Annotated in this window: 11 protein-coding genes and 1 other RNA gene; 9 read left to right on the top strand and 3 right to left on the bottom strand. The window is 67.3% G+C overall.

Features of this window, described 5'->3' with window-relative positions:
- Window positions 1-266: 266 nt before the first annotated feature.
- The 7 genes from BMZ43_RS07270 to BMZ43_RS07240 all read left to right on the top strand — a co-directional run bounded on the left by BMZ43_RS07270 (window position 267) and on the right by BMZ43_RS07240 (window position 8386).
- A complete protein-coding gene (locus BMZ43_RS07270) occupies window positions 267-2021 on the top strand; it encodes an ABC transporter permease (protein WP_093251739.1) in 1755 nt (584 codons plus the stop codon).
- 13 nt (window positions 2022-2034) lie between these two features.
- Window positions 2035-3342: an ABC transporter ATP-binding protein gene (locus BMZ43_RS07265; RefSeq protein WP_093251733.1), complete on the top strand. Its 1308-nt coding sequence runs from the start codon at window positions 2035-2037 to the stop codon at window positions 3340-3342.
- A 61-nt stretch (window positions 3343-3403) separates the two neighbouring features.
- Window positions 3404-3479: non-coding RNA, sX9 sRNA (locus tag BMZ43_RS07260), on the top strand.
- Window positions 3480-3519: 40 nt separating this feature from the next.
- Window positions 3520-4578 (top strand): sensor histidine kinase, encoded by a 1059-nt coding sequence (locus BMZ43_RS07255; RefSeq protein ID WP_093251728.1) that lies wholly within the window; start codon window positions 3520-3522, stop codon window positions 4576-4578.
- On the top strand, window positions 4575-5216 hold the full coding sequence (locus BMZ43_RS07250; protein ID WP_093251724.1) for a response regulator transcription factor: 642 nt from the start codon (window positions 4575-4577) through the stop codon (window positions 5214-5216). Before BMZ43_RS07255 ends, BMZ43_RS07250 begins: the two co-directional genes overlap by 4 nt.
- Before the next feature lie 140 nt (window positions 5217-5356).
- A complete protein-coding gene (locus BMZ43_RS07245) occupies window positions 5357-6985 on the top strand; it encodes a methyl-accepting chemotaxis protein (protein ID WP_093251716.1) in 1629 nt (542 codons plus the stop codon).
- Between the two features lie 186 nt (window positions 6986-7171).
- Window positions 7172-8386: a cyclic di-GMP phosphodiesterase gene (locus BMZ43_RS07240; RefSeq protein ID WP_027602108.1), complete on the top strand. Its 1215-nt coding sequence runs from the start codon at window positions 7172-7174 to the stop codon at window positions 8384-8386.
- A gap of 33 nt (window positions 8387-8419) precedes the next feature.
- Here BMZ43_RS07240 and BMZ43_RS07235 read toward each other — a convergent pair whose 3' ends face one another.
- Window positions 8420-9043, bottom strand: a complete 624-nt coding sequence (locus BMZ43_RS07235; protein WP_093251712.1) for a VOC family protein — start codon at window positions 9041-9043, stop codon at window positions 8420-8422.
- Between the two features lie 116 nt (window positions 9044-9159).
- Window positions 9160-9627 carry a winged helix-turn-helix transcriptional regulator gene (locus tag BMZ43_RS07230; RefSeq protein ID WP_093251707.1) on the bottom strand — a complete coding sequence of 156 codons (468 nt, stop codon included), beginning with the start codon at window positions 9625-9627 and terminating at the stop codon, window positions 9160-9162.
- A 91-nt stretch (window positions 9628-9718) separates the two neighbouring features.
- On the opposite strand from BMZ43_RS07230, the gene BMZ43_RS07225 reads away from it, so the two are divergent.
- Complete coding sequence (locus BMZ43_RS07225; RefSeq protein WP_093251702.1) at window positions 9719-10681, top strand: aromatic alcohol reductase; 963 nt, start codon at window positions 9719-9721, stop codon at window positions 10679-10681.
- 356 nt (window positions 10682-11037) lie between these two features.
- The gene (locus tag BMZ43_RS07220; protein ID WP_093251698.1) at window positions 11038-12363 is read left to right on the top strand and encodes a M20/M25/M40 family metallo-hydrolase; all 1326 of its coding nucleotides are present in this window, start codon (window positions 11038-11040) and stop codon (window positions 12361-12363) included.
- A 55-nt stretch (window positions 12364-12418) separates the two neighbouring features.
- Here the strand turns inward: BMZ43_RS07220 and BMZ43_RS07215 are convergent, their stop codons facing one another.
- Window positions 12419-13543 (bottom strand): MFS transporter, encoded by a 1125-nt coding sequence (locus BMZ43_RS07215; protein ID WP_093251694.1) that lies wholly within the window; start codon window positions 13541-13543, stop codon window positions 12419-12421.
- Window positions 13544-13618 lie beyond the last annotated feature (75 nt).

Here is a 13618-nt window from a genome sequence, read left to right as displayed (position 1 = left end):
TTGAGATCGATCTCATTGGGGGCAGACAATGCCGGCGGCAGATGTCGGGACGATGACAGCGCGATGAAGCTTCTGCTCTGGAGACGGGCTCCGGCGCGCAGGGCAGCAGGCGAGGGCGGGGCCGGGGCGGGATATACCTTGGTATAGCCAAACGTCCTTCGTTTCAATGGCTTGGACGGGGTGGCGAGCCTAGATTAGCCCGGTGTCCGGACCCTGCGCGGCAGGGTCGGCCGCTCTCCCAAGGCCCCCATTCAAAGAGGTACGCCATGAAGACCCTTCCTGGCCTCTACACCCCTGCCGTGGCGCCGCGCCCGCTGCGGCAACGTCCCACCTCTCTGTGGGCCGATGCCCTCTGCCTGGCACTCGGGCTGATCGCCCTGGCGCTGGTCTGGCATGGCGTCGCCGAGATGCGCGCGCCCCTGGCCGTGCTCGATGCCGATCCCATGACCCTGGACCTGGCGCGGCTGCCCGAGTACGCCCTGCGCACCACCCTGCGCATGTTCATCGCCCTGGGCGCCTCGCTGCTGTTCACCTTCGTCTTCGCCACCCTGGCGGCCAAGAGTCGCAAGGCCGAGCTGCTGATCCTGCCGGCCATCGACATCCTGCAGTCGGTGCCCATCCTCGGCTTCCTGACCTTTACCGTCAGCTTCTTCCTGGGCCTGTTCCCGGGGCGGCAACTGGGCGCCGAGTGCGCGGCCATCTTCGCCATCTTCACCAGCCAGGCCTGGAACATGGCGTTCGGCTTCTATCAGTCGCTGCGCACCGTGCCCGAGGACCTGCAGCAGGTGAGTCGCCAGTTCGGGCTGTCGCCCTGGCGGCGGTTCTTTCGCCTCGAGCTGCCGTTCGCCATCCCCGGTCTGGTATGGAACACCATGATGTCCATGTCCGGTGGCTGGTTCTTCGTGGTGGCCTCGGAAGCCATCACCGTGGGCGACAACACCATCAACCTGCCGGGCATCGGCTCCTGGCTGGCCCTGGCCATCGCCCGGCAGGACATCGCCGCCATCGGCTGGGCGGTGCTGGCCATGGGGCTGGTGATCCTGGGCTACGACCAGCTGTTCTTCCGCCCGGTGGTGGCCTGGGCCGATCGCTTCCGCGTCGAGCAGACCGCCAGCCAGCAGGTGCCGCGCTCCTGGGTCTACGACCTGGTCCGCCGCGCGCGCCTGGGCCGCATGCTGGGTGGCTTCGGCAGCTTCTGCACCCAGCTCGCCACCCCGCGGATCCGCCGCGCCTGGCCGCACTGGCACCTGGCGCCGCAAAGCCGCGCCTGGCTGCAACGCGGGCTGGACGTGCTCTGGTACGGCGCGCTGCTGCTGGTGCTGCCCTATGGCGTCTATGCGCTGTATCGCTTCATCGCCGCCGACGTCTACTGGGTGGAAGCGGTCTCGGTGCTCGGCCTGGGTCTGCTGACCATGGCCCGGGTGCTGTTGCTGATCGCCGTCGCCAGCCTGATCTGGGTGCCCATCGGCGTCTGGATCGGCCTGCGCCCGGGCTGGTTCCAGCGCTTGCAGGCGGTGGCCCAGTTCCTCGCCGCCTTCCCGGCCAACGTGCTGTTCCCGGTGGCGGTGGTGGGCATCGTCAGCTTCCACCTCGATCCGGACCTCTGGCTGTCGCCGCTGATGGTGCTGGGCACCCAGTGGTACATCCTGTTCAACGTCATCGCCGGCGCCAGCGTGCTGCCCAACGACCTGCGCGAAGCGGCCCGGCTGTTCGGCCTCAGGCACTGGCAGTGGTGGCGGCAGCTGGCCCTGCCGGCGATCTTTCCCTACTACGTCACCGGCGCCCTGACCGCCGCGGGCGGCTCCTGGAACGCCAGCATCGTCGCCGAGGTGGTGAGCTGGGGCAATGAACGCCTGCAGGCCCATGGCCTGGGCGCCTACATCGCGCAGATGACCACCGCCGGCGACTTCCCCCGGGTCGCCCTGGGCATCGTGGTGATGTCGATCTTCGTCCTCGGTTTCAACCGGCTGCTCTGGCGGCCCCTGTATGCTTACGCCGAACGGCGCCTGCGGCTCGATTGAGAGGAGACCTGCCATGAACCTGCCTACCTTGAACCCGCGTCCCCTCATCGACGTGCAGAACGTCCGCCAGCTGTACGGCAACGCCGGTGGCCCGGCCCGGGTCGTGCTGGACGAAGTGTCCCTGACCTTGCACGAAAACGAGATCGTCGGCCTGCTGGGTCGCTCCGGATCGGGCAAGTCGACCCTGCTCAGATCCATCGCCGGGCTGCTCACCCCCAGCGGCGGCACCGTCGCTTTCCCGCCCAAGGACGACGGCCAGCGCGCCCGGGTCAGCATGGTGTTCCAGAGCTTCGCGCTGTTTCCCTGGCTGACCGTGCTGCAGAACGTCGAGATCGGCTTGGAAGCTCTGCACGTGCCGCTGGACGAGCGCCGTCGCCGCGCCCTGGCCGCCATCGACCTGATCGGCCTGGACGGCTTCGAGAGCGCCTATCCCAAGGAGCTCTCCGGCGGCATGCGCCAGCGCGTCGGCCTGGCCCGTGCCCTGGTAGTGCACCCGGACGTGCTGCTGATGGACGAACCCTTCTCGGCGCTGGACGTGCTCACCGCCGAGACCCTGCGCACCGACCTGCTCGACCTCTGGGTCGAGGGGCGCATGCCGATCCGCTCGATCCTCATGGTCACCCACAACATCGCCGAGGCGGTGCTGCTCTGCGATCGGGTGCTGATCTTCTCCAGCAATCCCGGCCGCGTCGCCAGCGAGATCCGTATCGACTTGCCGCAGCCGCGCAATCGCCACGATCCGGCTTTCCGCGAACTGGTGGAGGAAATCTATGTGCGCATGACCGGCGAGACCACGCCGGCGCCCCACGAAGGGGGCGTTCCCGGCAACGGCCTGGGCATGCGGCTGCCGACCGTGTCCACCAACGCCCTGGCCGGTCTGCTGGAAGCGGTCCAGGCCGCGCCCTACGACGGTCGCGCCGACCTGCCGGAACTGGCCGGCGGCCTGGGCTATGCACTGGACGAGCTCTTTCCCCTGGCCGAGGTGCTGCAGCTGCTGCGCCTGGCGGTCCTCGAAGGTGGCGATCTGCGCCTGCTGCCGGCCGGCCGCGCCTATGTCGAGGCGGGGGTGGACGTGCGCAAGCAGCTGTTCGCCCGCCAGTTGCTCAACTTCGTGCCCCTGGTGGCCCATATCCGCCGGGTGCTGGACGATCGCCAGGGCCACACGGCGCCGGCGCGGCGCTTCCGCGACGAGCTGGAGGACTTCATGGACGAAGCCGACGCCGCGCGCACCCTCGGCAGCGTCATCCAGTGGGGGCGCTATGGTGAACTCTTCGCCTATGATCAGGCGGCCGACATGTTCAGCCTGGAAAATCCGGGCTAAGAGCGACTAATAAAACTACTGCGAGTCCGCCAGACGGGCGCGTGCAGTGCTCGGAATCCTCATGTACCGCTCGTACACTGCGGTTCCTGCGCGCCGCGCGCACCCGCCTGACAACCGCTCGCTACGTTTTGTTAGCCGCTCTAGGACGTCCACGCGACTACGAACGAGAAACTGGCCATGGATCGACGACCCTTCGCCACCACCACCCACTGGCTACGGCTCGGGGGGCTCTGCGCCCTGGCGCTGGGCATTGCCTTACTGGACACCCTGACCGATCGGGAGATCGCCATTGGTGTCTTCCAGGTGGTCGTGGTGCTCCTGGCCGCGGGTTTCCTGTCCACCCGCGGGGTCACGGTCACGGCGCTGGGTTGCGCGGGGCTGGTGCTCTGCAGCTACCTGGCCACCCGTACCGGCGACCGCGAGGCCGGGCTGGTCAACTGCATCATCAGCCTCCTGGCCATCGTCGCGGTCGCGGCGCTGTCGCTGCGCCTGGAGGCGGCCAAGCGCGCCGCCGATGCGGCCCGCGCCCGGCTGGTCCAGGCCGGACGCCTGAGCCAGCTAGGTGAATTGGCCGCTTCCATCGCTCATGAGGTGAACCAGCCGCTCACCGCCATCGCCGCCAGTGGCAATGCCTGCCAGCGCTGGTTGAGCAATCAGCCGCCCCAGGTGGAGCGCGCCGTGCAGGCCGCGCAACGGGTCATCGACGACGCCCATCGCGCCAGCGCGGTGATCGCCCGGGTGCGCAGCCTGGTGCGCCAGGCACAGGTGGCCAAAGATTGGCTCAACCTCGCCGCTACCGTGGAGAAGGTGCTGGATTTCGTCCGCGCCGAACTGGCCGAGCGCCAGGTGGCCGTGGAGGTGCGCCTGCAGGAGGGCCTGCCGCCGCTGCTGGCCGACGAGAGCCAGTTGCAGCAGGTCATCCTCAATCTGCTGCTCAATGCCCTGGATGCCCTCGAAGGAGTCGCTCCCGAGCAGCGCCGGCTGGTCATCCAGGTGGGGCAGGACACCGCCGGCGCCATCCGCCTGGGCGTGGAGGACAGCGGTCGCGGCTTGACGCCCGGCGCGCGTGAGCAGATGTTCGAGGCCTTCTACACCACCAAGGCGCAGGGCATGGGCCTGGGACTGGCGCTCAGTCGCTCCATCGTCGAAGCCCATGGCGGGCGGATCTGGGCCACCTCGCTGCCGGAAGGCGGCACCGGGGTCTATTGCAGCCTGCCCAAGGATCCACAACCATGACCTCAGCGAGCATGACCGACCAGATCCAGCCCACCCTGGTCCACTTGGTGGACGACGACGCCTCGGTCCGCGCCGCCTTGGAAGACCTGCTGGCGTCCGTGGGGCTCAGCACCCGCAGCTATGTTTCGGCCGCCGACTTTCTCGACCGGGCCAGGCTGGACGAACCGGGCTGCCTGGTGCTGGACGTGCGCATGCCCGGCATGAACGGCCTGGACCTGCAGCAGGAATTGCAGCGGCGTGGCCTGGCCTTGCCGATCATCTTCATCACCGGCCATGGCGACATCCCCATGTCGGTTCGGGCGATGAAGCAGGGCGCCCTGGAATTCCTCACCAAGCCGTTTCGTGACCAGGACCTGCTCGATGCCATCGGCCAGGCACTGCGCAGGGCGCAGGAGGCCCATGCTCAGCGCCAGCGCTTGCAGGAGCTGCAGGCCCGCCTCGACACCCTCAACGAGGGCGAACGCGCGGTACTGGCGCGGGTGGTGACCGGACTGCTCAACAAGCAGATCGCCGCTCAACTGGGGGTCAGCGAGATCACCGTCAAGGTGCGTCGCGCGGCCCTCATGCGCAAGTTGCAGGCCGGCTCCCTGGCGGAGCTGGTCAAGATGGTCGAGCGACTGGAGGCGTCACGCGGCTAGGCCGTTGCGACGCGCCATACAGCCGCTGGACAACCTCCACAGCTTTCTTGTCGCGCCAATCGCTGACGCGCTAAAGAAAGAAATTAGTCAGTCGATACGGGCGTTAGAGGATCGCCTTCCGCCGATTCAAGGAGCCCGTCTTGAACCTTCGTCAGCTACGCATCGCCCCCCGCGCCATCCTGTGCTTTGGCACAGTCACCCTGTTCGTGATGCTGCTCGGCGCCTTCGCCCTGGTCCAGCTCAAGGCCCTGCGCGCCACCGAGCAGGCAATGGAGGCCGAATGGCTGGCGAGCGTCCAGACCACCGATGACATCCAGGTCGCGCTGCTGCACACCCGCCTCGAAAGCATCCGGCTGCTGGCCAGCGAGGACAGTGCCGCCATGGCCCTCGCCACCCGGCAGATCCAGGTGAATCGCGATCTGATGAACGCCCGGACGGCCTATTACCGTGACCACCTGATTTCCACCGCCGAGGAACGCAGCAACTTCGACCAGGCCGCGCTGCAGATGAAAGGCTATCTGGACGGACTGGATCGGGTCGTGACCCTGGCCGCCAGCGATCGCGCCGAGGCCCTCAAACTGGCCAATGGCGAGCAGCGCCAGCGCGCCGAAGGCTATCAGGAGCAATTGACCCGGCTGCGCGAGTTCAACAGCGAAGGCGCCCGTCAGGCAGGTGCAGCAGCCACCGGCATCTATGACCGCAGCGTCAGCATTGTCGTCGGCATCATGCTGCTGGCCGTGCTGGTGACCCTGCTGCTGGCCTGGCGCCTGACCCGCAGCCTGGCCCAGCCGATCGGGGCTTCCCTGGCCGTGGCCGACGCCATCGCCCAGGGCGAGCTGACCGGCAAGATAGATCCCAGCGGCAGGGACGAAGCCGCCGGCCTGATGCGCGCCCTGGCGCAGATGCAGGACAACCTCAAGGACACCCTGCATGGCATCTCCGGTTCGTCCAACCGCCTGAGCGACACCGCGCGCACCATGCACGCCGTCACCGACCAGGCCAGTCGGGCCCTGGCGAGCCAGAACGCCGAGATCGACCAGGCCGCCACCGCGGTCACCGAGATGAGCGCCGCGGTGGAAGAGGTGGCCCGCAATGCGTCCTCCACCTCCCAGGCTGCGCGGGAATCCAGTGCGGCGGCGGAAAACGGCAATGCCAAGGTCGGTCAAGCCCTCGACGCCATGCAGCGCCTCACCCAGCAGGTGCAGTCCACCTCGGTGCAGGTCGAAGGCCTGGCCGGCCAAGCCCAGGACATCAGCCAGGTGCTCAGCGTGATCGGCGCCATCGCCGAGCAGACCAACCTGCTGGCGCTGAACGCCGCCATCGAGGCCGCCCGCGCCGGCGAGCAGGGTCGCGGCTTCGCCGTGGTCGCCGACGAGGTCCGCGCCCTGGCGCACCGCACCCAGACCTCGACCCGCGAGATCGAGCAGATGATCCAGGCGATCCAGAAGGGCTCAGCCGAAGCCGTGGATTCCATGCAGCTCAGCACCACCCAGGCCCAGGCCACCTATGTGATCGCCCAGGAAGCCGGCACGGCCTTGAGCGACATCCTCCAGGCCGTGCGCCTGATCGACGAGCGCAATCTGCAGATCGCCACCGCCTCCGAAGAGCAGGCCCATGTCTCCCGCGAGGTGGACCGCAACCTCATCAGCATCCGCGATCTGTCGGTGCAGACCAGCGATGGCAACCGCGAAACCGTGGGCGCCAGCGAGCAGCTGTCGGAACTGGCCGGTGAACTGCAGACGCTGGTGCGCCGCTTCAAGCTGGCGTGAGGGGCAGGGCGCGCTGACAGCGGTCGCGCGCCCGCTCTTCTTACATTCGGTTACCTTTGGCCACCCTGTTTCGCCGGCTCATCGGCCCGAACCCGCCGGGCGCTTTCCCGAGTAGTGGCTTTTTGGTATCAAAGGTTATTGTAATACCTATTTAGTTTCGTCCCTCGACGCTCTCGCAGAGAAACCATGGCGCTGCCCCAATACAGTCTCAGAGTACCTGTCTCCCAATTGCAGCTGGGCATGTACGTCTGCGAACTGGATCGACCCTGGGCGGGCACGCCCTTCCTGTTCCAAGGCTTTCCCATCCAGAACGCGCACGACCTGCGCACCCTGCAGGAGACCTGCGAATTCGTCTGGGTGGATCGCCGCCAGAGCCATACGGTGACGCCGCTGTCCGCCAGCCTGTCGGCAGGCGCTCAGGCCAAGACCTATGCCATCGACTACCGGGATGAGGTCAAGACCACCGAACCGGTGTGGCGTGAAGCCCGGGCCGTGTCGATGCGCATGCTCGACGCCGTCAAGTTCGGCAAGGAACTCGACGTCGGCGAAGTGCGCCGCGCGGTCGGCGAGTGCGTCGAAAGCGTGCTCAAGCACCCCGCGGCCAGCCTCTGGCTGGCGCGCATCAAGCAGCGCGACCACTACACCGCGGAGCACTGCCTGCGCGTCTCGCTCTATGCCATCGCCCTGGGCAAGGCGCTGGGCCTGCTGCCTCTCGAACTGGAAGAACTCGGGGTGTGCGGCATGCTGCACGACGTCGGCAAGATCAAGGTGCCCGACGAGATCCTCAACAAGCCAGGCCGCCTGACCGACGAAGAATTTCGCATCATGCAGGCCCATACCACCTACGGCTATCAGTTGCTGATGGCCAACAGCGAGGTGCCGCCGGCCGCCGTCGACGTCGCCCATACCCACCACGAGCGCATGGATGGCAAGGGTTATCCCCGCCAGCTGCCGGCGCACCGCATCCCCTTCAAGGCCAGGATCATCGCCGTGGTGGACGCCTACGACGCCATCACCAGCGATCGCCCCTACAGCGAGGGCCGCTCCAGCCTGGAAGCCCTGCGCGTACTGTTCGAAGCCCGGGGCACGCAATTCGACGAAGTCGTCGTGCTGGCCTTCATCCAGCTGATCGGCGTCTATCCGCCGGGCGAGATCGTCGAGCTGAGCACCGGCGAGGTAGGCATCATCATCGGCTTCGACGCCGGCAGCAAATTGAAGCCCCGCGTGCTGATCGTGCTGGACGCCAGCAAGCAGCCGCGCCCGGAGCGGGTGCTCGACCTGGCGCGCAATCCGCTCGATGAGCAGGGCCGCCTGGTCAGCGTTCGCGAGGTGAAGCCCTCGGGTGCCTATGGCATCGACATCGACGCCTACCGCGCCAAGGGACTGGTGGTGCCGGGCTGAACGGATGAGGGGTCGCCGTTTGGGGGCCGACCGTCAGAGGGTCTTCAGACCCGTCGGCGTCTCCAGGTAGGCCAACAAGCCGGGTCTCTCCCCAGGCAGCACCGCGACGGGTCCGGCAAAGCCGATCGCCTCCAGCTGCTGCCCGAGCCCCGCGGCATCGGGATGCCTGAGCTCTAGGCGCTGCAGGCGACAGCCCTGATCGATCAGCCCAGCCGCCGGGTGCCGGGCGTCGCCCCAGTCGATCAGGCTGGGCAGGACCCCGCCCAGTGGCAGCTGCCCATCGGCATGGATCGAGATCTGCCAGGCCACCGCGCCGCGACTCATCGACTCGATGCGGCCGAAGGTCCGCGTGAGGTGCGCATCCGCCTGCGCCAAGCCCTGGGTCCCGGCCACCCAGTGGGCCAGGCGGGGCGCAGCATCCGGTGCCAGCTCATCCAGCCCGAACCAGCGCGGTCTGGTCGGCGGCGGCGCGTCCGGGTCCGGGGCTATGACTTCCAGATAGCCGTCCCCCAGCCCTAGCAGCAGGTTGTGGGTGCCCATGCGTGCATGCTGGCCGCCGGGCTGCAGCACCACGCCGAGGCGCTCCTCGACATACCGGGCGCCCGCGGCCAGGGTCGGTGCCACGATGACCAGGTGGTCCAGATGGGAGAGTCTCATGGGGTCGATTCCTGAGCGGGCAAGTTCGAGCAGGGGCGGAGCGGCCTGATCCGCTCAGGGCTCACAGGCCGGGCTCGGATCAGGGCGCCAGCCACTGTGGAGGGTAGCGGTTGCACTCAAGCCCGTGGGTCTTCGCCAGTAGGCTCGTTCGGCACCGGTCTGGGCGATTGCCACGCCGGCTTCTCCGGGCCTCGCTCATCGAAGGCGCGGCGCGCGGCCCGAAAATCTTCCACATTCTCGATAACCCAGGTCCAGATGGGCGTCATCCGGAGCAGCAGGCTCATGCCCAGCGGCGTCAACTCGTATTCGACCCGGGGCGGGACTTCGTCGAAGTCGTGCCGCAGCAGCAGGCCGTCACGTTCGAGGGCGCGCAGGGTCTTGGTCAGCATTCGCTGAGTGATGCCCGACAGTTGCCGCGCCAGTTCGGCGTGCCGCATGACGCCATAGACCCCCAGCGCATGCAGGACCCCCAGGGACCAGCGACTGCCCGCATGGGTCAGCACCTCGCGGCGTACACCGTCTTCGTCCCGCCTGAGTGTCTGGCAGATGGCTTCGGACTGTTGGAGGAGTTCCAGATCGGTCATCTCGTCCCCTGGTATCACGCGTGTGCCTTCTTCTGAGCGCCGCTGGCGTCTGCCAGCCTTAGTCATCTTATACCTGACATCAGGAGTCATGATGACTAACCCATTCCCTACCGCTACCCAATCCATTCTCGTGCTTGGCGCAGGCGAACTCGGCTTGCCGGTACTGCGCAATCTCGCCCGGCTTGCCAAGGAGAAACCCGGTTCGAAGGTGAGCGTGTTGCTGCGCCAGTCCACCCTCGACAGCCAGGAAGCTGGCAAGAAAAGGGAGATAGAAGAGCTGCGCGCGCTTGGCATCACCCTGGTGGCGGGCGACCTGGTCAAGGATTCCATCGCCGAACTGGCGGCGGTCTTCGCGCGATTCGATACCGTCATTGGCTGCGCCGGCATGGTCGCTGGCCGGGAAACCCCCATGAAGCTGGCGCGTGCGGCACTCGCCTCGGGTGTGAAACGCTACTTTCCCTGGCAATTCGGGGTGGACTACGACGTCATCGGTCGTGGCAGTCCCCAGGACCTGTTCGATGCGCAACTCGAGGTGCGCGAGTTGCTGCGCGCCCAGAGCCAGACCGAGTGGGTGATCATTTCCACCGGGATGTTTACCAGCTTCCTGTACGAACCCGCGTTCGAGGTCGTCGATCTCGTGACGGATACGGTCAGGGCGCTGGGCAGTCTGGATACCCAGGTGACCCTGACGACGCCCGAGAATATCGGCAGGCTGACGGCGGAGATCGTGTTTTTCGAGCCGCGCTTTCGTAACGAGATCGTCTATCTCGCCGGTGATACCCTGGCCTATGGCGAGTTGGCCGCGCTGCTGGAGCGGGTGCTGCAGCGGCCCTTCAGCACCCGGGTGTGGACGCTTCCCCAACTGCTGGATGAGCTGGAGAAAGAGCCTGACGAGCAGCTCAAGCACATCTGGAAGTACCGCGCCGTCTTCGCCCAGGGCCGCGGCGTCGCCTGGCCGATGGAGACCACCTTCAATGCCCGACACGGCTTTCCGGTGACCAGTGCTGAGCAGTGGGCGCGAGAGCACCTGGTCGAGGCCGGACGGGCCGAGTGAAGCATGCAGGACTTCGGGTCATTCCTTTCCTGCATCGCCAAGATTCCCTAAAGACGTAGGGCGGCTTCGGGTATTTCCGATAACGCCTTACCCGTCGCTTCTGCCCGTGCCGACCCTTCCGCATGCCGCCCTAGCCGAGCGCAGCGCCGCAATCCGCCCGCGACTGCGGCGACTGGCCGCCTAGGGACGGAGGTTTCTGGACTCCTGAGTCGCGAAGAGCACCCTGAGCGACGTCGCATATCCCTGAGCGCCGGACGCTTTGACCTTTCCTTCTTGTACACCTAGGGTCAGGCAGGGCGCATTCGTCTGACGATTGTGCTCGATCGGAATACCAATTCAGGCAATGGGAGTGCCAGATGTCTTTTGCTCGTTCGGCCTTGGCCAACCGCTTTTCCGCTCTAGTGCTCACCGCCGCGACCGCCACCCTGGCGGTGCCCCTGGCCGCTGCGCCGGGCGTCGAGGGTTCCCTGTCCGCCGTCCAGGGCGATGCCCGGGTCGCCAAGGCGCTGGAAGCGCTGCGCGCCGACGATGGTCGGACCTTCACGGAACAGAAGCACATCGCCCAGATTCCCGCGCCGCCGTTCAAGGAAAAGGTGCGCGCCGAGTATTACCTCAAGCGCTTCCAGGAGCTGGGTCTCAAGGACGCCAGCATCGCCCCGGAAGGCTATGTGATCGCCACCCGCAAGGGCAGTGGTCAGGGGCCGCAGCTGGTGGTGTCGGCGCACCTGGACACGGTCTTTCCCGAGGGCACCGACCTGACCCTCAAGGAAAAGGACGGCAGGACCTACGGCCCCGGCATCGGCGATGACGCCCGTGGCCTGGCGGCGCTGCTGTCGGTGATCGACGCCCTCAACAAGAGCGGCATCGAGACGGTGGGCGACCTGGTCTTCGTCGGCACCGTGGGCGAGGAAGAGCTGGGCAACCTGCGCGGGGTGAAGGCGCTGTTCAAGGATCGCCAGGGCATCGACGGCTTCATCTCGGTGGATGGCATCGACGTGCGCCGCATCGTCAATCGCGGTACCGGCAGCCACAGATACGAGATGACCTTCAAGGGACCGGGTGGCCACAGCTTCGCCGAATTCGGCCGGCCCAGCGCCATCCACGCCATGGGTCGCGCCATCGCCAAGATCGCCGAGGTCCGTCCGCCCAAGGAACCCAAGACCACCTTCACCGTGGGCACGGTGCAGGGCGGCACCTCGGTCAATGCCATCGCCGGCGAGGCGCGCCTGACCCTGGACATGAGATCCAACGAAGAGGCCGCGCTGCTGGCCGAAGAGAAGGAGATCCTGGCCCTGGTGCAGGACGCGGTGAAGGAAGAGAACCAGCGCTGGGAGACCGACCAGATCTCGGTGGACATCAAGCTGATCGGCGATCGTCCGGCCGGGGGCACGGCGGAGGATTCGCCCATGGTGCAGACGGCGCAGCGCTCCATTGCAGCGGTCACCAAGGGCGCCAAGGTCACCCTCAGCGGTGGCAGCACCGATTCCAACACCGCCATGTCGCTGGGCATTCCGGCCATGACCATCAGCGGTGGCGGGGAGGGTGGCAGTGCCCACTCGCTGGCGGAATGGTACAAGCCGGTGGACGCCTACCAGGGTCCGCAGAACGTGCTGCTGACCAGCCTGACCCTGGTCGGCGTCAAGGGCGTCAGCGAGCCGGTGCTGCAGGCCAAGGGCAAGTAGCCCGCAGCCGGCCCTGGCACCGCCCCGCACGGGAGCGGTGCCAGGGCCGGCGGCCTCATTCGCTCGCCGGCTTCAGTCGCAGGCAGGCCAGGGAGCTGGCCAGGATCGCCAGGCCGGACAGCGGATACAGCAGGGTCGAGGGCACCAGCGGAATGAGCGCCCCGGCCAGCAGCGGACCGACGCTGGCGCCCACGTCGCGCCACATGGCGTTGGAGGCCAGCGCCGGCAGCCGGGCCTGACCGGGATGGCGGGTGGCGACCAGGGTCACCACCAGGGGGATCTGCAGGGCGCGCAGGATCAGCACCCCGCCGGCGCCGAGGATCAGCCAGTGAAAGCCGAAGGCGATCAGGAAAAGCGCGGTCAGCGTAGAGCAGACCACCAGCATGGGCGCCGCGCCATAGCGATCCGCCGCCCGCCCGCCGAGCGGGCTGAGCAGCATGTCGGACAGATAACGCAGCGCCATCAGCAGCCCGGCGACCAGCACGGCATTGCCTCCGAGTACCGCCTGGGAAAAGGCCGATAGACCAAAGATGAACAGGCCGTCCAGGGTCACCCCTTCGATGAAGGACCAGGTGACAATGCGATCCGGCCAGCGCAGGCGGCGTCCGGGCGCTGGCAACTCGTGCCCGGCGCGGGGCAGTCCCAGGGCCAGCAGCAGGCCGATCAGGCAAAGCCCGCTGCTCAGCAGCAGCACCGCGCGCGGTCCGTACTGCAGGGTCAGCCAGGCGCCCACCGAGAGCGCCAGCATGGGACCGATGGCGATCAGCGACCGGGACGTACCGGTGCGCCGGGCGGCGCCGGCCGGATCGGCGGTGGCCAGCACCTGGGTGGACAGATTGAAGGTGGCAAAGCTCAGGCCCCAGGCCAGGCGCAACCCCACCAGTGCCCAGAAACCCGAGAGATTGGCGTTGCCCAGGGCGCAGAGGGCGGCCACTGCGGAAGCCACGACAAGACTGCGGCGATCGCCGAAGCGGGCATAGAGCTGCACCACATAGCGGTAGCCGACGATGCGGATCACCCGGTTGGCGGCCAGCAGGATGCCGGCCTCGATCAGGGTGATGCCGAAGACCGGGGCGTACATGGGGAGGACGAGATAGAGCAGCACGTCGCTGGGCAGGCAGCAGGCGAGGACGATGGCCGCGCGCCGGGAGGCCTGGTCGACGGACCGGGAAGAGGTCATGCGCGAAAGATTCCTGTGGGAGGTGACGTCCAGCCCGGCGGTCGGCGACTGGACAGCGGATTGCAGTGACGGCTC

This window comes from Pseudomonas sp. Snoq117.2 (genome assembly GCF_900110545.1).
In the GTDB taxonomy this organism is placed as follows: domain Bacteria; phylum Pseudomonadota; class Gammaproteobacteria; order Pseudomonadales; family Pseudomonadaceae; genus Chryseomonas; species Chryseomonas benzopyrenica.
The sequence above is the reverse complement of the archived record's forward strand: the minus strand, read 5'-3'. Positions and strand labels throughout refer to the sequence as shown.

Bases quoted from the DNA above. Each gene is read 5' to 3' on its own strand.
- BMZ43_RS07270 (WP_093251739.1), top strand. From the start codon at position 267: ATGAAGACCCTTCCTGGCCTCTACACCCCTGCCGTGGCGCCGCGCCCG.
- BMZ43_RS07265 (WP_093251733.1), top strand. From the start codon at position 2,035: ATGAACCTGCCTACCTTGAACCCGCGTCCCCTCATCGACGTGCAGAAC.
- BMZ43_RS07255 (WP_093251728.1), top strand. From the start codon at position 3,520: ATGGATCGACGACCCTTCGCCACCACCACCCACTGGCTACGGCTCGGG.
- BMZ43_RS07250 (WP_093251724.1), top strand. From the start codon at position 4,575: ATGACCTCAGCGAGCATGACCGACCAGATCCAGCCCACCCTGGTCCAC.
- BMZ43_RS07240 (WP_027602108.1), top strand. From the start codon at position 7,172: ATGGCGCTGCCCCAATACAGTCTCAGAGTACCTGTCTCCCAATTGCAG.
- BMZ43_RS07235 (WP_093251712.1), bottom strand. From the start codon at position 9,043: ATGAGACTCTCCCATCTGGACCACCTGGTCATCGTGGCACCGACCCTG.
- BMZ43_RS07230 (WP_093251707.1), bottom strand. From the start codon at position 9,627: ATGACCGATCTGGAACTCCTCCAACAGTCCGAAGCCATCTGCCAGACA.
- BMZ43_RS07225 (WP_093251702.1), top strand. From the start codon at position 9,719: ATGACTAACCCATTCCCTACCGCTACCCAATCCATTCTCGTGCTTGGC.
- BMZ43_RS07220 (WP_093251698.1), top strand. From the start codon at position 11,038: ATGTCTTTTGCTCGTTCGGCCTTGGCCAACCGCTTTTCCGCTCTAGTG.
- BMZ43_RS07215 (WP_093251694.1), bottom strand. From the start codon at position 13,543: ATGACCTCTTCCCGGTCCGTCGACCAGGCCTCCCGGCGCGCGGCCATC.